Source organism: Allomuricauda sp. R78024 (assembly GCF_044596045.1).
In the GTDB taxonomy this organism is placed as follows: Bacteria; Bacteroidota; Bacteroidia; order Flavobacteriales; family Flavobacteriaceae; genus Flagellimonas.
Window position 1 is genome coordinate 2,638,210 of sequence record NZ_CP138995.1, and the last position, 25,009, is coordinate 2,663,218.

A 25,009-nucleotide genomic window follows, 5' to 3' on the forward strand; every position below is an offset into this window, starting at 1 on the left:
TTCGGGTGAAACTCTATTCTAATAGTGGGAACACCACAATAAAAGCCATTGGGAGGTTATGAAATAACCTATATTTTTGGATTAAGTTGGCATTTTAGCGAAAATTAAACAAGTTTTAGGAATATGGTACGCTATTTGGTTTTATTAACTCCTAAACTTTTTTATGGAATCTATTGGTTTTTTTTACAGAGGTAAGGGGTTTAGCTTAATGCTGTTCGTACTAATTCTTTGCTGCTCTTTTCAAATTTGCAGGGCCCAAGCTTTTGAACCAGGGTATGTAGTTCTCAATAGTAATGATACGCTCTATGGATCTGTTAAAGACCGGAATGATGGAGCTCTTTTCAAAAAGATTAGATTCAAGGATGAACGTGGCAAGGTCAGGCGTTATAACGCAGAACATCTTTTGGGATATAAAAAAGGTATTCATATCTATGAATCTCTTTGGTATGCTGAGGAAAGCCAGTTTTTCAGGCTTGATTATTATAGCAGGACTGGATATGGCAAAAAAACTTTCTTAAAAGTATTGGCCAAAGGACCTCTAAGTTGTTATGCAAGGGAATATATACAGGATGACAATGATTTCCTTGATCAGTTTGAACTTTTTTTACGAAACGATGATACCACTATGCAAAGAGCTACCCAAGGCATTTTTGGTCTTAAAAAGAAACGTTTGACGAGCTATTTTTGGGATTGCCCTTCTTTGATAGAAAAAATAAGAAATCTTTCTATTACCAAGCCATTGGATGTGGTAACATACTATAATACATTTTGCAGGAATCTTTAATTTCTGTATTCAAAGTATCTTTCATAAACCTCAAATCGTCCTAATAAATTAAACATTTATTAATTGTTGAATCAAAGGAAACGATAGGAGTGTAGCGTAGTATGTGCAATGTACTTCCCAAAATAGTTTTATAATGATTACTTTAAATTTCCTTTGTCCTTCATAAAATGTATGTATTTCATCTAAATCAGCAGCAGTATTATACGATATAATACTGTGATACGTTTGATAGTTCCTTCACCTTTCAAATAGCTATATGATTCCCAAATCTTATAATTATCGTAAAATAGGTAATAATTGCAACTGGTTCCTGTTATTTACCATAATAACGTTTTTTAACGCTTGTAGCAAAGACAATACTTCAACAATAGAAGGGGAAGAAGAGTCGATTGAAGAAGAAAATACAGAGAGTCCAACTATTGACGAAAAATTCAATGTAGACATCAACCAAGATGGAACCCTGAATATTTTACTTTTAGGTCCTAGTGAATCTATTAATTCTAGTGTAGCAGCTTTTTCTCTAGAGCCCGTTGCAGAACAATTAACTTCTATATTAACTGCAGATACGAAAGTAACCACAGCAGTAAATGTGGAATATGAAGATACATATAGGGCTAAATCACTAACCGTAGGTTTAGGCAGCGATACTAACAACCTGTTCGAATATACCCATTACGCACATTCCCTTCTTCAATATTATTATTGGCCAGAAGGACAGACAGAACGTATGTCTAATTTAAAAGGTGATAATGAAAAAGACTGGGACTATGTAGTGATTGCAGCCGATCCATACATCATTTCTAAAACACCAGGGTTTTATTCACTAGGTGTAAACAAAATTGCCACTAAGGTATCTGAGGGAGGGGCTCAACCGCTTTTGTTAGTGCTGTGGCCAAAAGACGAACAAAATACAGCATCAATCTCCGATTTTGAAGAATTCAGTTATCGTTCCGCAGAAGGCTCCCAAGTAGAAATTGAAGTAGCGCCAGCGGGGTTAGCTTGGCAAGATCTTTCATCGGAACTGAAAGACGAGCAGACCACGCATCCCTCACCAAATGGGGCGTATCTGACAGCAGCTTCTATATATTCTCAATTATATGATCAAAATCCATCAACTTCGGATTACACATATAATGATATTTTGGCCGATGCTGTTTTTCAAAGTGTTAAGCATGCAAAAACCGAGACACATTTTTCAGGCGAGTTCAATTATAATTCTCCTTTTCAAGGTGGTAATGTCAATGATCCAATAATACGATACAATCATACGGGCACTAGCTCCGAAAATGGTATCATTGGTGGTTTGAATTGGGTCATTTCAAAGGAAGGTGGAACAGAATTACAGAGAGATGGTGCCCCAACTGTTCATTTTAACTTAGGAAGGGCAAATACTAATTTTGAAGCTAACAAACGGTATAAAATAGATGCTAGTAAGTTTGAATACTCAATAGGTTTTCCTATGCAAGATGGTTCCAGCACGGGAGATACTTCCATGTTGTATGGAATCGACAAGAGAGGCTCTCAGTCAGAAAACGGAACGGATTTAGGTGTGGCACTTTATATGATTCGTGAAAACGAATTACCAACCGCCAGAGCAGTACCCATAAGAGCATTATACGCTCAAATGCTAGAGTTGAATATAGCAGACTCCGCTTATCGTGATAACTGGCATATGAGTCGTGATTTAGATAGAGCTTCGGGCTCATATATCTATACCTTGTTAACAGGGAAATGTAATCTAGGTGTGGAGCCAACGGACATATCTTCTGCAGCTTGGCGTTCATGGCGAGCTCATAAACTTGGCTACGAAACTGCTTGGAACCTCATGTTTCTTGAAGGAAAAGTGCCCGAATGCAATTAGGAATGTTCTTCTAATTAGGTGTTCCGTAACCAATCTTAATTGAAAATTTTATTCTTGAAGATTGGATCAAAGCTACTTTAAAGCCACTTTGCCTTAATGTCTTTGTATTTAGTTCTTCCGATGGGGATGCGTTCGCCATTCTTCAACTCAGCCATATATTTACTTCCAGATGAAACATTAATTTCCTTGATCTCCGACATCTTCACTAAATATGATTTATGTATCCTTTCGAAAGAATAGGATAGGAGTTGTTCCAGTTTTTCGAGGGATTTATCATGCAATTCTTTTCTTCCATCCGTTAAGAAGAGTTCGGTGTAGACGCCAGCACCTTTTATATAAATAATATCCTCAATAGGCACTAATTGCATCCTGCCCTTTTTTTTTATCGCCAAAAATCTGATTTTGCTGTTTTCTGCCTTTTCTTTCGCGGTTGCTCTATTAAAGGCTTGTAGCAACCTATCTTGGTTAAAAGGTTTGGGAACAAAATCTAAAACGCCATGTTCAAAGGCGGTTATTGCTTGATCCTTATAAGCCGAAATAATAATAGTATGAAAAGACCCAGAAACTGCCTTGGTAAGAAGATCAAAGCCATTGTCGCCATTAAGGTTTAGATCCAGGAGAACAAGGTCCAATTCACTGTTTTCAATATGACGTAATGCTTCATGTAGTGTATTTATATGTTTTAGGGATTGTAGCGTACTTCCAAAAATGTCACGAGTCATTCGTTCAATTCTTTTGGCGATTCTTAATTCATCTTCAACAATTAAAACGTTCATCTTCTTACCTGTATATTTTTATGACATTTTTCCAACCATGATGTGCGGGTTCTGAAGTAAGTTCCCATTGGTCATGATAACTTTCCGTAAGGCGGGCTTTAATGTATTTCAGTCCCGTACCTTCTTGTCTTTGAGCTGAAGCTTGCTTTACAATCTCGGCGTAGGTTAAAAATGTGTAGCAATCATAATCAGCACTTGACTCAAAATGTAGTTTAAATTTGATGCTATTATCTTTCAGAGGTAGACTATGCGTAATTCCGTTTTCCAACAAAGTATGAAGAATTCCTGGAGGTATTTTTTGCTCAGGATTGATGCCTTCTTCCTCCCAAGAATAGTTCACTTCTTTTCGATATTCCATGATTTCCAAATGCGCACGACAAAGCGCTATTTCTTGACTAATCGGTATTAAGGTTTGGTTTTCTATCTGATTCAGCAAATCAAATTCCTTGGCCAGGGCCTCTATAAACAAAACACCTTTTTTTGGGGTCTCTTCTATCCAATCTATCAATGAAGTGAGCGTGTTCATCAGAAAATGGGGTTGAATATTCTTTTTAAGTAATTCTAAGCGCAGTCTCGTAGATTGGACCAATGAATTTTCATAGGCCAACCGTTGTTCTTTGATTCGTAGGGATAGCAAATACAACATGTTAAGCAGAATTAGACTAAAACCTGTGAAAAGACTAATATTTAATGAAACATAATGGCGAATGAATATACAAAGGAGTAAGGTAAGCAACACCAGAAGCGCACCTTTTGCTCTTTTATAAACCCCAAAAACTGCTATGCATAGGGAAAACAGCAACAAGCTCAGCGTCATATTTAATATGGTGAGATCAAATAAGTGGTGCTCAATAGAGAATATAAACAAAAGAATAGCGGTGTAAATACCTAAGAAGAGTTTCCATTTGGGGTAGGGGAACTGCATGGAAAAATAGAGTGGAATTAAAAACGAAATACCGAACATTAGGCTCGTGATTACTTCTAAACGCACGACATGCAAGCTATAATGAATCGGCACAGTCGTTTTCACAAAATGGGTCATTGTTAAGCCAAAAAAGAGCAAACAACTGATGCTAAAAATAAGCGCAGGGTATTCTTTTTTATTACCGATGAATAGAAAAAGAAAATAGATGGCAGTAATGAGAAAAGCCCCTGCAAACACATGCATATAGGAGTTTTGAATGAGTCTATCTGTTAATAAATCATCATAATAATCAATCTTCAGACCGTAATTGCCAATATGATCCGGATAATAATAATTGCTCAAACGCAAGGCCATTACATGTTCACCTGCATTGGTCAAATGGGTAGGTATTGTAAAAGTGGTCCACAATTTACCTTCCGGGGGTAAATCTGCTTCCTGACCAGGATTTCCATTTTTACCTATTAAGACGCCATCCCAAAATACTTCATACTCACCATAGACTTCCAATCGAAGACCATAAGGTTTTAATGTTTCTGGAGCTTTTAGAATATCGATTTTCGTTCTAGACCAGAAAATCTGACCATCTGGCACTAATGTCATGCGTTTTTCCCATTGTCTAGCATTCAAGTTTTTGGTCGCCCATTCAGGTTGATCTCCTATTTGAAATACCGTCCTGTATCGCGTAAAAATAGACTCTTGGTTTTGGGAACAAGAGGTTACCAATAATACGGGACATATGAGAAGAAAGTATAGTAGATGTCTCAAGCTTGTCTTGATGCGGTTAAAGGCGCAAGATAATCATTACAATCCGCCTCTTCGAGCAGTTCACTAGCGTATGGAGCAGTTGGGAAAATTTAGATTGGATGGATGGGAATCAAAAGCCAGATTTGTAATACAGAGGAACCTATTTATCTGATGTTATTTTAGACAACAAACAGAATAAACAATGAAAAACATAGCAGGATTACCACTTTTCTTATTCCTAATTGTAGCAACCCACAGTTTTGCCCAACATACCGATAGTGAGGCACCAAAGGCAACTGCCGACGAAGCTGCGCTACCATTCAGGGATATTCCGAATCTCGAAGAACCCTATACAAATGCTGCTCCAATAGAAAGAAATGATGGAATAAGAGTGGGCAAATTAAAACTTTCCGATCATGATAAAAATTCAATTTTAAAGGTCTCTCAAGAGATTTTTGATGGCAAATACGGTAATTACGATGCGTTGCTCATTTCGCATAAGAACAAATTGGTATATGAATCTTATTACAAAAAAGGTCGTATCGATTTGCCACATGGACAAGCATCTGCGGTAAAGGGCTACACCAGTTTGATCTTAGGTAGGGCAATTCAGCTGGGTTATCTAACTATGGAAGATCTAAACAAACCTTTAATTAGTTTTCTAAAAGATACGAACCCTAAGAAATTTACAAAGGGAGTAGAAAAAATCACACTTCATAAAGCATTGACAATGCATGGAGGACTAACCATTGATAGAGAAAAATGGAAGGAAATTGAGAATGATTCCGTTAAATTGAAAGGGCAGGGGCTGGTTCAAACACTACTTGAATACAGCAAACCCATTACTGATGAGTCTCAGGTCTTTTTGTATGGTAATTTCAATCCCATGATGGTGATGACGGTTATAGACGCCGTTGTACCGGGAACAGTTGAGGACTTTATTAAAAATGAGTTACTTGATAAGCTTGGTATTACCGATTATAAATGGTCAAAACACGCAAGTGGCTTACCACAAGCAGGATGGCGTGCCAGTATCATGTCTCGTGACATGATTAAATTGGGGCATTTGGTGCAAAACAAAGGTAAATTGAATGGGAAACAGTTTATTTCTGTCGCATATCTCGAAAAAGCCACAAGTGGCTTGGAAAGACCTGCAATAGATTGGATGCCTAAAAATTATCTTTACGGGTATTTTTGGTACTACACACCTGTAAAAGTCGGTAATAGAAGCTATGATGCGACTCTTGCTTGGGGAGGCGGAGGACAACGTGTTCTGGTAGTAGAAGAACTTGGTTTAACCATTGTCATCAATGGTCATGACCGAGACGATGATAAAATCATGACTCCAATTTTTGAAACGATCATACCGGCATTTGCCAAGAAGTAGCCACTATTATCAAAAACTAAGAAATGAGAAAAGCGTATTTCATTTGGATGTTTATAGGGGCACTATTTTTAAATGCCTGCGATACTAAAAAACAGCATGCAAAAAACAATGAATCCACGTCCGAAGAAACTTCCTATTTTGGACAAGAGCCACCGGGAATGACTCCCCAGCTGTTTGCTCCTGGGCTTGTTTCGGTAAACGGACGTTATGAGTATGCCGTTTCCTTTTCTCCAGATTTCAAGGAACTATATTTCTCAGGGGAAAAAGAAGATAGCCCTCAAGAGGTGCATTTTTCAGAGCTCAAGGAGGGTACATGGACGACTCCCAAAAAAATAACATTTACCAAGGGTAAGAAGAAGAGTGAATTTGAGGCCTTTGTAAATCCCCAGGGCAACAAATTGTTCTTTGCAGCTTATGATTCCATTTTTTCAGATGAGAAAATATGGATTGCCCAACGTTTGGGTCAGTCTTGGAGCGAAGCCGAACCACTTGATTCACCCATAAATGAAGATCTTGTCTTTTATCCGAACGTAGCGAAGAATGGCGATCTTTTTTATACTAGTATCTCAAAGGGAAAGATGTATTATGCCCCCAATAAAAATGGCAGCTATCCTGAAGTGCATGAACTTGGCATTGAATACGGGACTCACGGATTTATTTCCCCATCTCAGGATTTTATTCTGGTGGATGCCAAAAAAGAAAATGATAAAACCAAAGACAGGGATATTCACGTTTGTTTTAAAAGGCCCAATGGGAGTTGGACCCAACCCATTAATCTGGGTACTTCCGTAAATTCCGATTATACAGAAACCTGCCCAAGTCTGACTCCGGACGGGAAATATTTGTTTTTTAGCCGGTATAATGAAGAAGGGGAGTTGTCGAACATTTATTGGGTAGATGCTAAAGTCATTGATGCTGTTAAACCTGCAAGCTTGGTTTTGGAAGGTCCCTATCTTGGTCAAAAACCACCAGGCTTATTACCCGAATTATTTGCTCCAGGAATTGTTTCTACAAAAGATTGGCAAACGTTTGGTGTCTTCACACCCGATCTAAAAGAATTTTATTTTATCAGAGAAGTTGGAGAAACTGATAAGGATAAAAAAATGGAGTTTGTTGTTATTCAAAACAAGAATAATCAGTGGCACACGTCAGTAGTTTCACCAAGAGTGGGTGAACCTTTTATCTCTCCCGACGGGAAGACCATGCATTTAGGTACTAGATATAAGGAGCGTACAGAAACTGGGGATTGGTCAGAGATAAAAAGCCTTGGCGTTCCATTTAAAGACTACCCAATCATGCTACTTACAACTTCGGCGAAAGGAACCTATGTTTTTGATTCAATGGGTGAAGGCCTCCTTCGTTATTCAAGATTAGTTGATGGAAAACGTGAGGAACCAAAACCGTTTGGTAAAGAGGTTAATACGGGAAAGTATAATGCCCATCCGTTCATTTCGCCAGATGAATCTTATCTTCTTTGGGATGGAAGAAGAGATAGCGGTTATGGTAAGGCTGATATTTATGTAAGCTTTCGACAGTTGGATGGTTCTTGGGGTGAGGCCATTAACCTGGGAGACAAAATCAACACCGAAACTTCAGAATTTGGTGCGATTGTTACTCCAGATGGAAAATATCTAATTTTCAATAGAGATGTGGGTAAAATAAAACCAACAGATAAATACGAAGATGTAGATATATTCTGGGTAAATGCTCAAATTATTGAAAACCTTAGACCAAAGCAATAATTCATATCAAAAGGTAGAAAATATGAAAACTTTTAAATTATTACTATTGATTTACCTCGTATCGATAAACACGGTATTTGCTCAAGAAAAGAACTCAGTAAAATTAGAACCGTCTTATTTAGAGTTACCACGAATACAGGTAATTCCATTAAAGGATACGCAGGCCAATAGACAATACGAACTTTATATTAAGCTACCAGAGGCGTATTCAGAAAACAATGATAAATCGTATCCTGTAATTTATACAACCGATGCAATGTGGAACATGGAGATGTTATCCGGTTCAACAGAATACATGTTGGAAGAGATTATTCTAGTTGGAATCTCTTGGCAGAAAGACATTGATGAAGGTCTAAAAAAAGAAGTAGGAGAACATGTTAGTCGGTTCCGAGATTACAGTTTTCGTAAATCAAATAAACCTGAAATTCAAACAAAATTTCAATTTGGACAAGGCAATAATCATCTGGGTTTTATTCGTAATGATATTATTCCCTATATGGACAATACGTATCGTACTGACCCAAATAGTCGTACCTATTTCGGTTATTCAATGGGTGGTGAATTTGGTGCTTATGTACTATTGTCTCAACCGGATACCTTTAATAATTACATTATTGGTAGTCCATCAATCAAAAATGAAGTTGAATATCTATCTGAACTTAATACGAAATTCGGACCTTATGAAACCTCAAATAGAAGCTCGAGTCTTAATGCCAATGTTTTCATTTCATATGGTTCATTAGAAGAAACGATGATGGAGCCTATTGAGGCTTTTATTAAATTATTAAATGATAGAAGAGATGACGGTTTAACCGTACTAAAAGAAGTGATTGATGGAAATCACGGAACTGCATTCCCTATGACCGTGATGCGAAGCATTAGCTGGTTGGCACAATTGAATGAAACTGTAGTTAAAAGTCCATATTTAGGGCAAAAAGTACCTGGTTTGGTACCAAAACCTTTTGCTCCTGGGACAGTTACAAGCGAAAACTGGGAATATGGCGGGGTTTTTACACCCGACTTAAAAGAGTTTTACTTTATAAGAGAAGTTCCGGGTAGTGAAAAACAGGAATTCGTGGTATTTGAGTACAAAAATGAGCAATGGGAGCAGTCCGTTATCTCAAGCAGGGTAGGGCAGCCTTTTATTTCGCCTGATGGCAAAACAATGCATTTGGGCAAACGATATAAGAAACGAACCGAGACAGGCTGGTCAGAGATAGAGCGTCTTGGGTCTCCCTTCGAGGAAATACAGATCATGCGCATGACGTCCTCATCAAAAGGGACCTATGTTTTTGATGAGATAGGTATGCCCAACGGAGATGGGGTCCTTCGTTATTCAAGACTTATAGAAGGGAAACGCGAAGCCCCCCGACCATTTGGAAAAACAATCAATACAGGAAGAATGAATGCGCACCCTTTCATTGCTCCTGATGAATCTTACCTAATTTTTGATGGAGAACGTGAAGGTGGTTTTGGAGATTCTGACCTCTATATCAGTTTTCGACAAGAAGATGGTTCTTGGGGCACTGCCATAAATTTAGGTGAAGCCATTAATACCGAAGCATGGGAAGCCGCAGCGACGGTGACACCCGATGGCAAATATTTGTTCTTTAACAGGAATATAGGTTCGAATGATTACGAAAATGTAGATATCTTTTGGGTAGATGCAAAGGTGATTGAAGATCTTAGACCCAAGCCATAAAACTCGGATGAAGTCCCATAGGTACATGGCAGTAATCTACTGATAACCAGTATCATTTTGACTTCCCAACGCAATACTTTATTTTAATTGTCAACGTTACATATATATATGTAACGTTGATACACAAAGTGCTAAAATGGACAATTATGGCCCCAATCACCCCAAATCCGTTTTTTGAGATAATTTTCAAATTAAAGTATGCGCACCAATGGTTAAAAACATCCACGAAATTGGTGTTGTTCTCGTTTTTGTCAGTACTGCTAAGCTGCAATAATTCGCTGGAACCCGTGTCGCCCGAAGATGTAATTGATCCAGTCAATGAAATTGTGGATTCAGGAGATGCTGCCCTCAATTATAGAAACAACTGTGGAGGTTGCCATGGACAAGACCTGGGCTCATTTGTGGAACGCGAGTGGACCTACGGCAGTGCTCAGGACGATGTCATAAACTCAATAACCGATGGATACGCGAGCAATGGTATGCCAGCATACGGGTCTGCTTTAAGTGCTAAAGCAATCGAAGATTTGACCACCTTTATACTTACCGAAATCGATGGAAAAACCAAGGCGATGTTGGAGGAGGAGAACCCTGATTTATCAGGCTTAATCTCATCCGATGACCTTACATTTCGATTGGAAACCTTAACCGATGAGATTCCCGGCATTCCTTGGGGGATAGCACAATTGCCCACTGGTGAAATTTTAGTGACCGAGCGTGGGGGAGGACTATTTTTGGTTAATAATGACAAGCAACTGACAGCAATTACCGGTGCCCCAGCTGTAGTTTCACAAGGACAAGGGGGACTGTTGGATGTAATCGTACATCCAGATTTTGAAAATAATGCATTTGTGTATCTATCCTATTCTCGGGCCAACCCCAATAATGCATCCGAGCGGACCACCGCAGTGGCAAGGGGTAGGTTAGAGGGTAACAGTTTGGTTCAAGTGGAGAACATATTTACGGCACTTCCATATCTTGGTAGTACCCACCACTATGGCTCAAGACTAGAATTTGATAACGATGGCTACCTATATGTTTCCGTTGGTGATCGTGGATTCAGAGAGGTTTACCCCCAGGAATTGGACAATGCTATCGGAAAAATACACCGTATCCATGACGATGGTCAAATCCCTACCGATAATCCTTTTTATAATACTTCGGGAGCTGTCAATTCAATTTTCACCTACGGCACACGTAATCCCCAAGGCATGAGCTTGCATCCGGAAACCGGAGCAGTTTGGGAAGGCGAACATGGGCCTCAGGGCGGTGATGAAATCAATATCTTGGAAGCAGGGAACAATAATGGTTGGCCGGTTATTTCATACGGTATCAATTATGATGGCACCATATTTACAGACCTTACTGCATTAGCTGGTATGGAACAACCCATATACTACTGGACCCCTTCCATTGCTCCTTGCGGAATGACATTTGTATCTGGCAATTTTTATGGAAATTGGAGAAACGACCTGTTCGTCAGCTCGCTCAAATTCGAATACCTTCATCGTTTAAAGATGAATGGCAACGAGGTTATTGGCCATGAAACGCTGGTGGATGGTATAGGCAGGGTACGTGACGCACATATGGGTATAGACGGGTATCTATACATTGTGGTAGAGGGCCCCGGTAGACTTATACGCTTGGTACCTGAACAATAGCGCCTAGCTCTAATTGCGGTTAGATGGTTGAACTAGTTTGGCCTTTTTTTGATGCTCGAAATCTGAAAGGGTGTCCATGGGAATAAAGTGGAACGTAAAAATGGTCTAATTCTTAAATGCTGAGTTCCTTTTTCAAAATGGTTTGGAATCGTGTAGCGCTTAAATAGTGGTCATCCAGTAATTTGCCATTATGCAATAGATTGAAAACCCCAAAGCCAGAAGGTGCCATCTTAGCCTCATTTACGGTTTTTATCTTGGACACTTTTAGATCTACTCCATGGTCCATTGCAACGTTAAGTATGGCGGTTACCGACTTTTCGCTCCACGGACACTGGTCTGCATAAAGCAAATGCCAACCTTTATACTTTCCTTGTTGGTTTGTCCAGTTGTAAAACTTTGGTTTTTTGCTGTTGTTGTTCCATGTTTTCGATAGTAGTTCAAATCGATCCTTTGCTTCAATTTGCTGAAAGCCGTTTTTCTCAAAAAGTGTCTTATTGGCCAGCCAACCACCGTTACTGGTTATGACACATAAACCATCAAGCCCTAATGTTCTTGCTTCATTTTCTGCATCTTGAATGAGCATTGAACCAAACCCTTTACTTCGTTCTTTTTTTGAGTATATGTAGGTGCAATGGATAAACATATAGTTATCGGCATCTACTGGGCGCCATGCATTTTTTGCAGGAACATACTCAATAAAACCAATCATTTTACCTTCATCGTTCTTGAGTATCTTTATTCGTAAACCTTCAGCATAACGTTTTTCATACCACTGGGCCTTGTCTTTAAATCCCTGTCTTTTTCGGTCTTTGATACAGAAGAAGGTCTCTTTTGTTGCATTTTCAGGGGTTACCGCTATTATTTTCATGGTTTTCTTTTTTGGACATTGAAGATTAAAAATGCCAGCCTAGTTTAAGTGAGATTTCAGGGATTAGGAGCGGTGTTTCATAGATGCTGTTGTCTACCAGTACTTCTTTATCACCTGCAATACGGAGATGTGCAGCTGCCCAGGGGTTTAGATAAAAGTTCTTGTAAAATTTCCAAACATAACCGCCGCCCAGTGTGAAAATGGTATTGTTGTATTCTGCTGTTTCCAATTTGGCGTCGGTTTGTATGCTTGCGTCCCAATACTCCAATCCGGGTCCAATCCACCAGCCTTCAAAGTCAGGTTTGAAAAAGTAATCCACAATGGCCGCATAGACCTTCATTTCATTATTGGTAAAACCATCTTCAAGGATAAAATCTGGTGTTTCAATCTTTGTAATTACCGCCCTGTATCTAAAATGCTCGTGGCCCACCCAGGCAGAAGCATAGTATCCCTCAAATATGTATGGCACCGCATCCAATTCAAACCCTACAACGGTTTTCTTTACTTCGTCTTCGGCGTTTTGCCCGTATGTCGCTACTAATAGTAAAAAAGAAAAAAGGAATGTTAGCGATTTCATGATTTTCAAGTTTTATAACCCCTAAAAGTATTCTTGAAAACTATGACCTACAATGATATATATCAGCATGTTATCTGACTTTCATTTTATTGGAATCTAGACGTATTACTCTTTTTCAGTAACAATCATTAGAACCTTTTTGTTTGCAAGTCGCTTAAGTGACTCCAGATCATTGATATTTGGATTTCTCGGCATGCTAATAACACCTGTAAAGTGATTATTGTAAATAGAAGCAATTTGAAAGGCATCTTCGCTATTGGCAGAAAACCCCAGAATGAAAAGTTCGTTCAAAGAATAAGTTTTCTCTAAATAATCCAACAAAACTTTGATTGCTGTCCTGTTCTCCATGTGTACAAGACTTTCAACCAATATCCACCCATGTTTTTCAGAATTGGAGCCAAAATATCTACATCCCAAATTTAGACTTCCCCCATCCAATCCCGGTCCCAACAATATTGGGTAAGTATTATCAGGCGAAAACTTCTCCGGTTCAGTAACTCTGACCAATAGTTTTTTCTGTCCCAAGGGCAGTTCAACTACTTTTTGCTGGGCATGAACAAATAAAAAACCCAGGCATAGCAAAAGACTTAAAAAATGTTTGCTTATGGTCATGAGAAGTTTTTTTAATTTTCTGTTAGTTTTATGATTTCGCCTGAAGAAATTTCCAATAAATGTATCTCCGCCCCTTCTTCAAAACTGGTGTTGTATGCTACATGTTTTAAGTCTTTGTCAATGGTGGTAAACATAATCCCTTTATAGGGGACTATGCCCAACTCCTTTAAATCATTTCCCTCCAAATCCTCTAAAATGAGAGTAGTTGAATCTTCATTTTCTACCGATTTTATTGCATGACCCCCTGTTATGAATTCACCTTCCAGCTTTGGAATGTCAAGGGTACTCTTTGTTTTTAGATCGAACAATTGTTTTGTTACAACATAATTTTCCAAATCGTCTATTCTATTGACATAAAGTTTGCCACTTTCGGTCATATGTGGCCTATTTGTTCTTCCGTTTTCGGTAAGCCGTTCTACTTTACCTCCTTTGGCGTAATATGCATCTGGAGTAAATCCCTCTTTTGGCCAATGAAAGAAAAAATATCCCTCACCGGATAAATCCCATGAAGTAAACATATGAAAACCATTTTCGGTCACTTTTGCAAGTTCTTCAAGGCTATTTCCATCGGTGGTTACTGCCATAATCTTTGCACCATCGTTCACAAAATTTGTGTAAGCAATTTTTTTTCCATCTCGTGACCATTTAGGCTCGGTGTGAAAACCAATTGAGTCTAAAGTGGAAACCTCACGTAGATTACCGCCATCCAAATCTGAAATAAAGATCCTGGCCATATTTTGAGCCCCGTCAACATAGGAATAGTAAGCAATTTCTGAGTCTATCGGGTTAAAGCTAGGCCCTAAATCTGGTGTCCCCGTTTTCTCTTCCTTCTTTTTTACCAATGTGGAATCCACTATTGAACCATCTTGCTCTTCAACTTGATCAGAACTTGTTTTTTGCTTGCATGATATGGTCATCAAAGAAATTACAAGTATTATGGTCAATTTGTTTTTGATTTTATTCATTGTCAACATTTTTTGGGCAATCTATACAGTAAAATAGTTTTATGGTAGCGGATTGTGATAAACAGGCCATATTGTGATTAATTGGAGGGGTATTCTGATTTTCACCCCAAAAAAGAACATTGGTCACATTGTCCTATTAAAGATGCTTTTACGGTCCTACTTTGGGATGAATTAAAATTTATATTCCATGAAAAAAACAATGGTCAAAGAGTGCTTTACACTATTATTGGTGCTTTCATTCTGTTATTCCAAAGCACAAGTCAAAAAAGAAAATATATTGACTGCCTGGGACGGCATGACGAAAATGGTAGTGGAAACTGCCAAAGCAATGCCCGAAACACATTATAGTTTTAAACCAACAACTGAGCTACGGGATTTTGCTGAACAAATGGCACATACTTCTGGGGCCAATTATCTTTTTGCATCGGTGGTTAAATTGGAGACACCGGACCCTAATCCTATAACAGATACCAAGGAAAAAAAGGAGGTAATTGCCCAAATGGAAAATTCTTTTGCTTTCATCCGATCAGGAATTCAAAAACTTCGTGTAGAAGACCTTGCCGAGGAAATCGAATTTTTTGGCAACAAAATGTCAAGGCTACAATCTATTTTAATAATGACCTCCCATCTTCAACGAGAGCATGGTAAGACTACAATTTATGTAAGATTAAAGGGTGTTGCACCGGGACCATCCGGTGGTTGGTAGCCAATTTTAGGTTTCTTCCTTGTAGCCGGCTGAGACCACTTCACGCTGGATAATATATTCAGAGCCATTATAGCAAAGTTTGGAATTTCCGACTGGAATGGTTTCTTTCGGTTTCACCGTATAAAGTCGATGGATTTCTTTGGCGGGATTTCCAGGAAAATTGAAAGTCACTTTGACCGCTGTTTTTATGGTCATTTCGCCCTCGGTACTTTGCAATGCAACTCCATTGCCACAACCATTGGGATCTAGGTTGATCAAACTAACTTTTTTTGATGCATCTTGGCCAAAAACTTCTCCATGATAATCGATGCCATATTCATTTTCCTCATGTAACAGATAAAAAATTTCCTGATAGGATAGTTCGCTGATGTCCTTAGGTTTTACCTCCGTTTTGGCATCGTCATTTATGGTTTCCCTTTTTCCATTTTTACAGGAAAGGAACAAAAGAAAAACAAGCAAACCGAATGTGTAAACGTATCTCATCATCTTAGAAAATAAAAACATGAATTAATTCATTTTTATACCTTAGAAAGGTAAATTGATAGTATGCTGAAGCAACTCTTCCAAAGTTATAAAAATTTGCCCATTGCTTTTGGTAAAATGGGAGTTGCCGTTTTTATTGTGTGCTGTTTTTTTATTGCAAAAGAATATACCAGCCACTTGGTCAATGATTACAATTTTCCCTTTAGTTGGTTGTTCATCAGTTTAAAAATATCAGTCAATTATACATTGTGGCTGGTTCTGGCACCATGGATAGGAAGCATTACAAAAAAAATAACTTCCAAGAGAAAAACAATACTTGGTTGGATGGGCATAATAGCTTGCATTGTGATTATTTCGGCGCTTCACAGGGCCTTGTCCACAAAAGTTTACGATTTGATCTATTTTATGGATACGGGATATATGAAGAATTTTTTTGGGCCCAACGGAATCGTTGCCTTAGCAGTGGGTAGCTTTTCGAGCTTGATCGAGCAATTGGTCATCATTGCCTTATTTTTAGGGGCAGACTACCAAAAACAATACCTTAAAAATCAACAAGCTCTAATAAATGCCCAAATCAATACGCTACAGATGCAGTTGCATCCGCATTTTCTTTTCAACACCCTTCACTCCATTTCCTCCATGATCGATATAGACACTCAAAAAGCCCAAAAAATGTTGACCAAAATAGGGACCTTGCTCAGGAGCCTGCTGGAAAACGAAATGGAGCAGATGACCACTATAAAGAATGAGATAGAATTCATCAAACATTACTTGGATTTGGAACAAATCCGATACATTGATAAAATGCAAATTGAATATATAGTCCCCAAAGAACTCCTAGGCGCAGAAATTCCCAATATGATATTGCAGCCTTTGATAGAGAATGCTATTAAATATGGAGTGGTGACTGCCACGAAATATGGAAAAATCACCATTGAAATTGAAAAGGTATTTGAGGAGACTCAAGGGGTGGAATATGTAATGATGCAAGTATCAAATACCTTGGAAGAAAGCAGTCAATCAGTGATGGAAAAGGGAACCGGTTTAGGGCTTAAAAATATTAGAAAGCGACTTGAAGGGATTTATGGGAATCTCTTCAAATTTGAATTTGGTCTTACACATTCCGAATTATATATAGCCAAAATTTCCCTTCCCTTTAAGACGATTTAAATGAAACTGCGTTGTATTATAATCGATGATGAGTACCTGGCAAGACAACGTGTGCTCAAATTACTGGAAAAGCACCGTAATGTTTTGGTTGTGGCAGAGTGCAGAAATGGGAAAGAAGCTATTGAAAGCATTAAACTAAAAGAACCCGATTTTATTTTCCTCGATGTCCAAATGCCAGATTTAAATGGTTTTTCCGTGTTGAAAAGACTTGATAAGGTTCCTTATGTTATTTTTACTACTGCCTATGATTCCTTTGCGCTCAAAGCCTTTGAGGTCAATGCGGTGGATTACCTATTAAAACCGTTTGACCAAGAACGGATGGATACTTCTCTTGAGAGAATGATATCACTTAAGAAAGCTGACAAAACCTACGAATTGCGTAATATATTGGACAATCTTTTCAAGGAACTTAAGCAAGATGGAGGTGTAAACCACCGAACCGACTTCACAATCAAAAAAAATGGAAGATTGTTGCATGTTGATACTGAGGATATCATATTTATGAAGTCAGAAGGCAATTATTTGGAACTCCACACAGATTCGGCAAAGCACCTTTATAGGGCTACCATGAACGCCATAGAAAATGAACTATCTGCCAAAGAATTTGTACGAGTTCATAGATCTTTGATGCTTAACAAGAGATATATCCAGGGTTGTTTTTATTTGAGCAATTCCTACTACAAAATCAAGCTTAAAACTGGTTTGGAATTTACTTCAGGGAGGTCTTATAAAACCAATATTATATCTTATCTGGAGGAAATTGGTGGGTGATTCCCAACCCTTGAGCGTTATTTTATAAACAAACTTTCTCAAATTTCACAGTTTATCACAAAATGTGTTTCCATTTGCAATTGCTCAATTAATTTGTGGCAAAATGAATTCTGATTTATGAATTTTTCCAAAAACGCATTGAGCATTACTAAACCATTATATAGGGATATAATTCAGTTGTTTCCCTTGATAATCGTTCTGCTATTTAGCTTTTCATCTTCTGGACAACATCAAGAACGTGAACGCATCTATTTTGATTCAGAAATAGGGAATAAAAATGTAGCCTCTTTTGAAATATTCTCAGTTTACCCAGATGGAAATGGATTGAAGCAGCATACTTTTGATGCTGTTCCCAGAAGAGCCAATAGCTCACCTAAATTTTCTCCTGACGGAAAACATGTGATTTTTGGCACCTATAAGTACGGAGGATATAAAATAGCCATTGCCAATAGTGATTTTACCCAGCAACGCAAATTCACCATAGGTCCTCATTATACTTATGTTGGCTCTTGGTCTCCTGATAGCAAAAAAGTAACCTATAATAAAGTGGACACAAAAAGGGCTCCATATTTTCAAGGTGATTTTGAGATTTTTGTTATGGATTTGGAGCGATCAACAGATGAAAATATCTCAAACACCAAAGGGTCCGACTTTGGTCCCCAATGGTCCAGTGATGGAAAAAAAATCTTATTTGGCTCTGACAGGTCGGGAAATTCTGACCTCTATATAATGGATGGGGATGGGAAAAATATCAAAAATATTACCAATACCCCTAAGATTGATGAGTTTGGTTTCTCCTGGTCCCAGAAAGGAGACAAAATTGCCTTTCATGTAATACATCGGGATGCCAAAAGTAAATATATAGATTTATATACCATGAATGCGGATGGAACCCAAAGAAAAAATCTCACCAACAATCAATCTGCAAAGCGAAATCCTTTTGTTCCATATTATGATGGCGCTCCACCCATATTTTATGGATCTTCTTGGTCAAAAGATGGAAAAAGAATCGCCTTTTCGTCGAAAAGGAATTCTAGTAATTTCCAAATATTCATCATTGAGTCAAATGGAGAGAGGCTTGAACAATTAACCCATAATACGGTCAACAATGTATTTCCGTCATGGTATACTGAAAGATGAGAGTCAAGTAAGTACCGTAGTTTGGTAAGCGAAGTGGATTGTAGCAATACATTATGTAAAATAGAAACTAAAGAAAAGTTTCTAGGAACACAGCGGGTAGCAAGTGCTTGGAAATTTTATTTTACTCACAAGCGCTTATTTAATTGTACATTTTATTTTATCAGTTACAGAGGGATATTTTACATAATAGAATTATGACTTACGTTTTTGATTCAACCTTAACGGTATAATGGCAGCCGCATCATCTTTCTTGATTATTGCTTCAGCCACTGGCTAAACCAATAATACAAAATGTATCATAATGTACCGCGTTATGTAACTTGAGCTTTGGGTACGTCATAAAAAGGTAAGGTCTTGTAGACCTTTTCTTTTTTGAGCGAGATGGTGCGCTGGCAAAGTTGTTACAATCTTCCTTGATTTTTTTCTTTTTAAAAACTTCTTCCAAAAAGGTAATGGAATACTATTTTACCGAACCCGCAGAGTGGGGGAGGTGAAAGTGTATGAAATGGCATAAAAACTGCTATTGTTAATAAAAGCACACTAAAATCCCTCCAAATTGCAGAAAAACCCCAGAAATTCTAAGGTTTTCCTGCAATGAGTTTCCATACTCATTTTCTATATTTAAGTACTCCAAAGTATTGACTTCCTACAACTTACTTCCCCCATTTCTATAGAATTCCTACAACTGGGTATTTAATAAATTAAATTTTATAACAACTTAGAACATACTAATTAATTAAAATCTATGACTTATGAGAAATCTAATTTTAGTGTTGGCATTATTAGCAATTACTTCTTTAAAATCACAACAGCTTGAACTCAAAAAAGTCGTTAAAGAAATTCAGGTCGCTTTAAGCGAAGCGGAAAGAGAGATTGACTCCAAAAATTTACCTGATTTCAAAAGCGCAACTGTACAATTCGAAGGAGTAGAAACAAGAGAATATGGAGGGTCTGTTAAACTATTTATCTTCACTTTTGGAAAGAAGAAAACTCGAGAAAGTAGTTCGAAGGTAACTGTTAAGTTGAAAAACAATCCAGATGGAGCGGCAACAAGTGCGGAAAAAGCGTCATTAGGAGATAAGCTTAAAAAAATGATTGTGGAGTCAGCTTATTCGGCTACTGCAACAAGCGATGGTTCATTTAAACTTGTAGCGGATGAATTAACTGTAGAACTCAAATTCACTATAGAAAAGTCCAAAGAGGGTTCAGGAGAACTAGAGATTAGTCCGGTTACTATTTCAGGAAATGGTAAATTAAAGAACAAATATGTTCATACAGTTACAATCTTATACTCTAATTCAAGTGACTAAACATTTCCATCTATTTTCTTGTCTCATACTTTTTTTTGCTAACTCTTTAAGTGCGCAATTTTCTTGTCAGATAAAGGAAGAGTTGGCTCAAACGAAGCCGCAAATAAAGTCAAAGTATAAATATTCTGTCGGGACAATTGGAATTGCTTCGGCTTATGTGATTTCATCTAATGGGCTCTTAGTAACTGCCTACCACAATTTGATTGACTCAAACGGTAAACTGAAAACCAATTTAAAAATCAAGTTTCCAGAAATTCCTGGCAAACCAGAATTTCAATTTGATTTCGTAGGAGGAGAATTCAATCCCCCAAGTAAAAGAAATAAAGTTCGAGTGGATTTGGCTCTTTTGAAAATCAAAGAATCCCAAAAATGGACTGAAGCAATGAAACTCATAACACCGTTTGACATTCACTTCAGAACAATGTCCAGAAATGAATATATTCATTTTTATTTTACAAAAGAGAATGAGTCTACAATTGCGGTAAGGGGAAGGGAAATAGCAAGATCTGTCAGCTCTTCGAGCTTTTTATCTGAAGATACCGTAATTGGTGGGGCTAGTGGAAGTCCATTAGTAAACTTATTTGGTAGAGTGGTTGGGACTTGTTATCATGGGGAAAGCCAACAGGGGTCTTTTTATAATAGCAATAGTAGATTGTTTGATTTGTTGCGGAAGGTTCAGATACCAGAGAAGATTAACAAATTATTTATAAAAATCATCAATGGTCAAATTGATGATGCTAAATTATTATCCTATATGGATATGCATCCAGAATCAGGAAGGCACAGCAACAAATTAAGCGATTTAGATCTATATTTTCTGGCACGTAAAATTAGTGAGTCATCCAAAAACTTCGAAAAAGGTTATGAATACATAGGTTGTTCCTTATTGGAGACTTTAGTTAGTAAAGGTTTTGGCATAAAAAAGTTATCAAAAATTTTTCCCAAAAGATTTGCCTCTCTGGTGGCGAGAGATTTATACCGCAAAACTTATGAAGTTCCGAGGAGTCAAAGAGAGACTTTTCTTTTGGCTTCCAAATCCTTTTACGAGAAGGCTTTTGAGTACAACACAAGTTTAGGATTCAAACAGTTTGACGCTGAGCTATCCTCAGAATTTGGTTCAGGAAACTCAAGTTTCTATGAAAACTTAAAATATCCTAATTTGGCGGACAATCCTAAATATGTGGAGGAAGTATCAACTCTTATGATAGACTACGGAAAAGTACTAAATGATTTATCATACATAAATGAAAAGAGTTACTCTGAAAACAATCGATTGCTATACTTGCTAAAGGGAGTAGAATTAACAAATAATGAAATTAAGCAATCCAAAACTCTTGAATCTATTGGAGATATATTAGCTCGCGAGGGAAATCTTAACATCGCAGCTGAATTGTATAGTGAAGCTTGGGTAAGGGGTAATCAATCTGATTTATTGGCCAAAAATTATGCTTTTATAGCTGCAAAAGGTGATATTTCTAAACCACTTGGTGCCATATCAGAACCTTCGTCAATTGATTCAGTAATACAAAGTGTTATTAAGGCATTTCGCATTAGGTTTTAGAATTCGTTCTATGAAATATTACTTTAAATTCTAACTGGTCAAAGAAGATAGCAAAGTCATAAACAGCTACCTCCATTATTATTGATGTAAATTTCCATAACTGCCTCTTTGAGTTCCATGAGAATATGACAGCAATTTTGCCGCTCCAAATCTGAAAAGGTGTCCATGGGATAAAGTGGAACATAAAAACAGTCTTGTCCAAGCTTTGGGTAAAGGAAAGAAGATCGCCTTCGTGGCATTCTTGAATATAAGAGAGTAGGGGAGTGAGGTCATTAGTGTTTAGCTCATTATTTTCTTGACTCATGTGTAAGAAATTAATATCAAATATTACGATTATCTGAATAAATAATATTGAACTCTAAATTATATGTTTTTTGAAAACAAATTAAACCCTTTTAGCGATATATGAAATTCGTAACGTTAAAATGTTTAATTAGAAAAGAAACTATTTTTAAAAAATGATTTATTTATTTTTAACAATACTATTACTTGGTCAATCACAGGGGCCATTAAAACTGCTAATAAAGTCAAATAATGAGTTATACCAAGAATTATGTAAATTGGATTGATGGATTAACTAAAGATCAATTTGATGATTTCATTAAGGCTTTCATAATGGATTACTGGAAAATAGAAACAGTCTCTATTACTGATGGAACAAATGACGGAGGAATAGATGTTAAAATAATTGAAGATAAAAAAAGCAAAAAAATACCTATTCAAATAACTGTTGATAAAAACCTTTACGGAAAACTAGGTAAAGACTTAACAAAAGTATCAAAGTTGATTGATGAACATGATTATTCAAATTCTTTTTTTTTCTATTATTCTAAAGGAGCCTCAGAGGATAAAGTAATTGATTTAGTCGACCTCGCAAGAGAGGATTTTTCTATAGACTTAAAATTATTTGATAATAAGTTAATCGCCACATATTTAGATAAACCAAATTTTTATCGTTCTAGAGAATCTTTAAGACAGGTTTTTGGAGATTTTTTTAATGATGAGGAGTCTTATTTTGATGAAAATCAAAAAATGTATTTTGATTATTTATCGTATGCTGATGATTCGCAGGAGCTTAAGGAAAGGTTTATAACTTCCTTTATATTGAATGAATTTTACAAAAGTTCAGATAATGAAACTACTATTGGTAGCATCGTAGAAAAAGTTAAGAAAGAGTTTGGAGCACAAACATCCGAAAATTATTGTGCAAGGTTGATAAACCTACTTTCTACTAATAAAAAAATAGAGAAATGTACAAACGGTAATTTTAAACTAACGGATAGTGAAAGAAGGTTAATTAAAGAGATACGAGAAAATTCAAAATTATCAGAAAGAGAGTTTTCTTCAAAGCTTCAAAATTTAATAAATAAGAAAGACTCAGAACTTGAGATAAGACTTGTAATAGAAAAATTAAATGCAATTTTCGAAAGTCAACATGAGATAGATATTAGTGAAATATCTTCTTTAACAAGCGAGGAAGGCACGAACAAAGAAATAAAAGAGTTTTATGACTACGTTAAGGGTTGCTTTGGAGAAAGTTTAAATTACAAACAGTTTTTGGAGGATGTTTTTAATTTATGTATTGAGAATAATTTCTTGGCAAAAATATCTGCTGGGAAGCTATTTAAAAATCTAATGGACAATCCTGAATTTAGTGAATATTCAAGAAGAACCAATAAAGAAGTATTTATTGACACTCCAGTACTGATTTATTTACTGCTAGTCTTAAAAGAGAAAGATTATAAATATGATAATTATAAGTTCAAAATTGCTAAAGAATTATTTGATTTAATATCATCAGATGATGAATCAGCTTGTTATAATACAACACAGCATTATATAAAAGAATTAGGTGATTATTTCAAAAATGCGGCTAGGTTAATACCAATCCAAGAATCTGGTCTTTTTGATTCCTTAGGTGGGTCAAAAAATGAGATACTAAATTTTTACATGTCTTTGAAAAAGGATAAAATATTTACAAATAGTTTTAAAGAATTTATAGAATCATTCGGTGTTAATGTTTCAAGAATTGAAAGCGATGAACAAAATAATTATTTGGATCAATATCTAATACGGCTATTTAAGGACAATGGTATTTCAATAGATGATGTTCCCGCATATAACACAGACTTTTATAATAAATATGATTATGGAAGAATAGAGAAAACAATTGCTGAAATATATTCAAGATCGGGCATATCTCGTAAGCCAAGGTCTTTAAAGTTCGACTCTCTACTGTTTATGCATATTTATAGTATTAAAGAAGATTTGGTTGACCCTACAGTAATAACCTGGGATAAAAGTTTTAATTTATTCAGGAAGGAATTTCAACCTAAAAACCCCAATTTCAGATACTGGCATTTATTTACACCTGGAAAATTTTTAGACCATATTTCTCTATTAAAATTCAAAATAAATGGTGGTGCAATATCTAATGAGATTTTATCGATGATTGAAACTGATTATGAGGTCATAAAAAGAGTTAGAAAATTATCTGATGTATTAACTTCCATTATCGATTTAAAATCATCCAGCGGTATTAATTTGACAAAAGGACTTGCTGACATAAGAGAAACTTACGTTTATGAAATAAATAAGGAGCATGATGAAAAAGTTGATTCTACAGAAATACAACCTGTAGATGAAGCTGTTTCCAATCTAGTAGACTATTATAGTTCATCAATAGGTAAATATAACTTTGATGATTTTGTTGAATCATTACGGGACCAATCTGTTATAAATCAGTTACTTGTAATGCTTGAAGATGAAATGAATTACTTCATAAAGTATAATAAGCTTTCCACAAAATATAAGAAACGATTTGATAAAATAATAAAAGTTTCAAAGAGTTCGGAACTATAATGAGTTATATCCTTAATCAACAAAACTAAATTGATTGCAAAAGAAAGGAGAAAACAACAGGAGGTTTCGTTTCTATTTGACATAATGTTATAAATCCTTTCAAAAAAGCTGATTCGGAGGAGGATGTGGGCAAGTGCTTAGAAATTTACGCTCCAGCGAAATTTTAAGCTTTTGTGCCAGACTAACGAGAAGTTCCTGAAATTTTTCTTTTCCATATTTCCAATAAAACCAAAGGTTTCAATAAAAACGAAAAGCTGAGCTTTTAATGGCGCTGGCCAAGTGGCTGAGAATTGCGTATAAAAATACGAGCGAATAAAATTTATCTAGTAGATGAATTTTATGAGACTGCGAGATGATGAAGATGGCAGCATTTACTTTTTATGAAAGCAATGTGCTGTTGGCCGA

21 protein-coding genes are annotated in these 25,009 nt (G+C 36.6%); 13 read left to right on the forward strand and 8 right to left on the reverse strand.

The annotated features are described in order from the left end of the window. Window positions 1-163 precede the first annotated feature (163 nt). Together SJY44_RS11850 and SJY44_RS11855 are read left to right on the forward strand one after the other, a co-directional pair. A complete protein-coding gene (locus SJY44_RS11850; protein WP_396589871.1) occupies window positions 164-784 on the forward strand; it encodes a hypothetical protein in 621 nt (206 codons plus the stop codon). Window positions 785-1,040: 256 nt separating this feature from the next. After that, window positions 1,041-2,645: a hypothetical protein gene (locus SJY44_RS11855; RefSeq protein WP_396589872.1), complete on the forward strand. Its 1,605-nt coding sequence runs from the start codon at window positions 1,041-1,043 to the stop codon at window positions 2,643-2,645. Between the two features lie 77 nt (window positions 2,646-2,722). On the opposite strand, the gene SJY44_RS11860 is transcribed toward SJY44_RS11855, so the two are convergent. Both SJY44_RS11860 and SJY44_RS11865 read right to left on the reverse strand, forming a co-directional pair. After that, window positions 2,723-3,421 (reverse strand): LytR/AlgR family response regulator transcription factor, encoded by a 699-nt coding sequence (locus tag SJY44_RS11860; RefSeq protein WP_396589873.1) that lies wholly within the window; start codon window positions 3,419-3,421, stop codon window positions 2,723-2,725. A 4-nt stretch (window positions 3,422-3,425) separates the two neighbouring features. Beyond that, window positions 3,426-5,111, reverse strand: coding sequence for a histidine kinase (locus SJY44_RS11865; RefSeq protein WP_396589874.1), 1,686 nt, complete (start codon window positions 5,109-5,111; stop codon window positions 3,426-3,428). 181 nt (window positions 5,112-5,292) lie between these two features. Between SJY44_RS11865 and SJY44_RS11870 the strand changes: the two genes are divergently transcribed. The 4 genes from SJY44_RS11870 to SJY44_RS11885 all read left to right on the forward strand — a co-directional run bounded on the left by SJY44_RS11870 (window position 5,293) and on the right by SJY44_RS11885 (window position 11,579). After that, window positions 5,293-6,477 carry a serine hydrolase domain-containing protein gene (locus SJY44_RS11870; protein WP_396589875.1) on the forward strand — a complete coding sequence of 395 codons (1,185 nt, stop codon included), beginning with the start codon at window positions 5,293-5,295 and terminating at the stop codon, window positions 6,475-6,477. A 23-nt stretch (window positions 6,478-6,500) separates the two neighbouring features. Further along, window positions 6,501-8,219 (forward strand): hypothetical protein, encoded by a 1,719-nt coding sequence (locus tag SJY44_RS11875; protein WP_396589876.1) that lies wholly within the window; start codon window positions 6,501-6,503, stop codon window positions 8,217-8,219. Between the two features lie 22 nt (window positions 8,220-8,241). Continuing rightward, window positions 8,242-9,921: an alpha/beta hydrolase-fold protein gene (locus SJY44_RS11880; protein WP_396589877.1), complete on the forward strand. Its 1,680-nt coding sequence runs from the start codon at window positions 8,242-8,244 to the stop codon at window positions 9,919-9,921. A 146-nt stretch (window positions 9,922-10,067) separates the two neighbouring features. Next, a complete protein-coding gene (locus SJY44_RS11885; protein WP_396589878.1) occupies window positions 10,068-11,579 on the forward strand; it encodes a PQQ-dependent sugar dehydrogenase in 1,512 nt (503 codons plus the stop codon). 112 nt (window positions 11,580-11,691) lie between these two features. Here SJY44_RS11885 and SJY44_RS11890 read toward each other — a convergent pair whose 3' ends face one another. From SJY44_RS11890 to SJY44_RS11905, 4 genes are all read right to left on the reverse strand, one after another. Next, a complete protein-coding gene (locus SJY44_RS11890; protein WP_396589879.1) occupies window positions 11,692-12,447 on the reverse strand; it encodes a GNAT family N-acetyltransferase in 756 nt (251 codons plus the stop codon). A gap of 25 nt (window positions 12,448-12,472) precedes the next feature. Further along, a complete protein-coding gene (locus SJY44_RS11895) occupies window positions 12,473-13,024 on the reverse strand; it encodes a hypothetical protein (RefSeq protein ID WP_396589880.1) in 552 nt (183 codons plus the stop codon). 105 nt (window positions 13,025-13,129) lie between these two features. Continuing rightward, a complete protein-coding gene (locus tag SJY44_RS11900; RefSeq protein ID WP_396589881.1) occupies window positions 13,130-13,636 on the reverse strand; it encodes a hypothetical protein in 507 nt (168 codons plus the stop codon). A gap of 11 nt (window positions 13,637-13,647) precedes the next feature. Next, entirely contained in the window at window positions 13,648-14,601 is a 954-nt protein-coding gene (locus SJY44_RS11905; RefSeq protein WP_396589882.1) for a TolB family protein, read from the reverse strand. A 187-nt stretch (window positions 14,602-14,788) separates the two neighbouring features. On the opposite strand from SJY44_RS11905, the gene SJY44_RS11910 reads away from it, so the two are divergent. Beyond that, on the forward strand, window positions 14,789-15,307 hold the full coding sequence (locus SJY44_RS11910; RefSeq protein ID WP_396589883.1) for a DinB family protein: 519 nt from the start codon (window positions 14,789-14,791) through the stop codon (window positions 15,305-15,307). Between the two features lie 6 nt (window positions 15,308-15,313). Here SJY44_RS11910 and SJY44_RS11915 read toward each other — a convergent pair whose 3' ends face one another. After that, a complete protein-coding gene (locus SJY44_RS11915) occupies window positions 15,314-15,793 on the reverse strand; it encodes a hypothetical protein (protein WP_396589884.1) in 480 nt (159 codons plus the stop codon). A 60-nt stretch (window positions 15,794-15,853) separates the two neighbouring features. On the opposite strand from SJY44_RS11915, the gene SJY44_RS11920 reads away from it, so the two are divergent. The 5 genes from SJY44_RS11920 to SJY44_RS11940 all read left to right on the forward strand — a co-directional run bounded on the left by SJY44_RS11920 (window position 15,854) and on the right by SJY44_RS11940 (window position 21,742). Next, complete coding sequence (locus tag SJY44_RS11920) at window positions 15,854-16,960, forward strand: sensor histidine kinase (protein ID WP_396589885.1); 1,107 nt, start codon at window positions 15,854-15,856, stop codon at window positions 16,958-16,960. Further along, the gene (locus SJY44_RS11925; RefSeq protein ID WP_396589886.1) at window positions 16,961-17,731 is read left to right on the forward strand and encodes a LytR/AlgR family response regulator transcription factor; all 771 of its coding nucleotides are present in this window, start codon (window positions 16,961-16,963) and stop codon (window positions 17,729-17,731) included. Between the two features lie 117 nt (window positions 17,732-17,848). Continuing rightward, complete coding sequence (locus SJY44_RS11930; RefSeq protein WP_396589887.1) at window positions 17,849-18,871, forward strand: TolB family protein; 1,023 nt, start codon at window positions 17,849-17,851, stop codon at window positions 18,869-18,871. A 752-nt stretch (window positions 18,872-19,623) separates the two neighbouring features. Further along, window positions 19,624-20,181 carry a trypco2 family protein gene (locus SJY44_RS11935; protein WP_396589888.1) on the forward strand — a complete coding sequence of 186 codons (558 nt, stop codon included), beginning with the start codon at window positions 19,624-19,626 and terminating at the stop codon, window positions 20,179-20,181. 82 nt (window positions 20,182-20,263) lie between these two features. After that, on the forward strand, window positions 20,264-21,742 hold the full coding sequence (locus SJY44_RS11940; RefSeq protein WP_396589889.1) for a hypothetical protein: 1,479 nt from the start codon (window positions 20,264-20,266) through the stop codon (window positions 21,740-21,742). Here the strand turns inward: SJY44_RS11940 and SJY44_RS11945 are convergent. Then, window positions 21,732-22,046, reverse strand: a complete 315-nt coding sequence (locus tag SJY44_RS11945) for a hypothetical protein (RefSeq protein WP_396589890.1) — start codon at window positions 22,044-22,046, stop codon at window positions 21,732-21,734. The genes SJY44_RS11940 and SJY44_RS11945 overlap by 11 nt on opposite strands. 230 nt (window positions 22,047-22,276) lie before the next feature. On the opposite strand from SJY44_RS11945, the gene SJY44_RS11950 reads away from it, so the two are divergent. Further along, window positions 22,277-24,604, forward strand: a complete 2,328-nt coding sequence (locus SJY44_RS11950) for a hypothetical protein (RefSeq protein ID WP_396589891.1) — start codon at window positions 22,277-22,279, stop codon at window positions 24,602-24,604. Window positions 24,605-25,009: the final 405 nt, after the last annotated feature.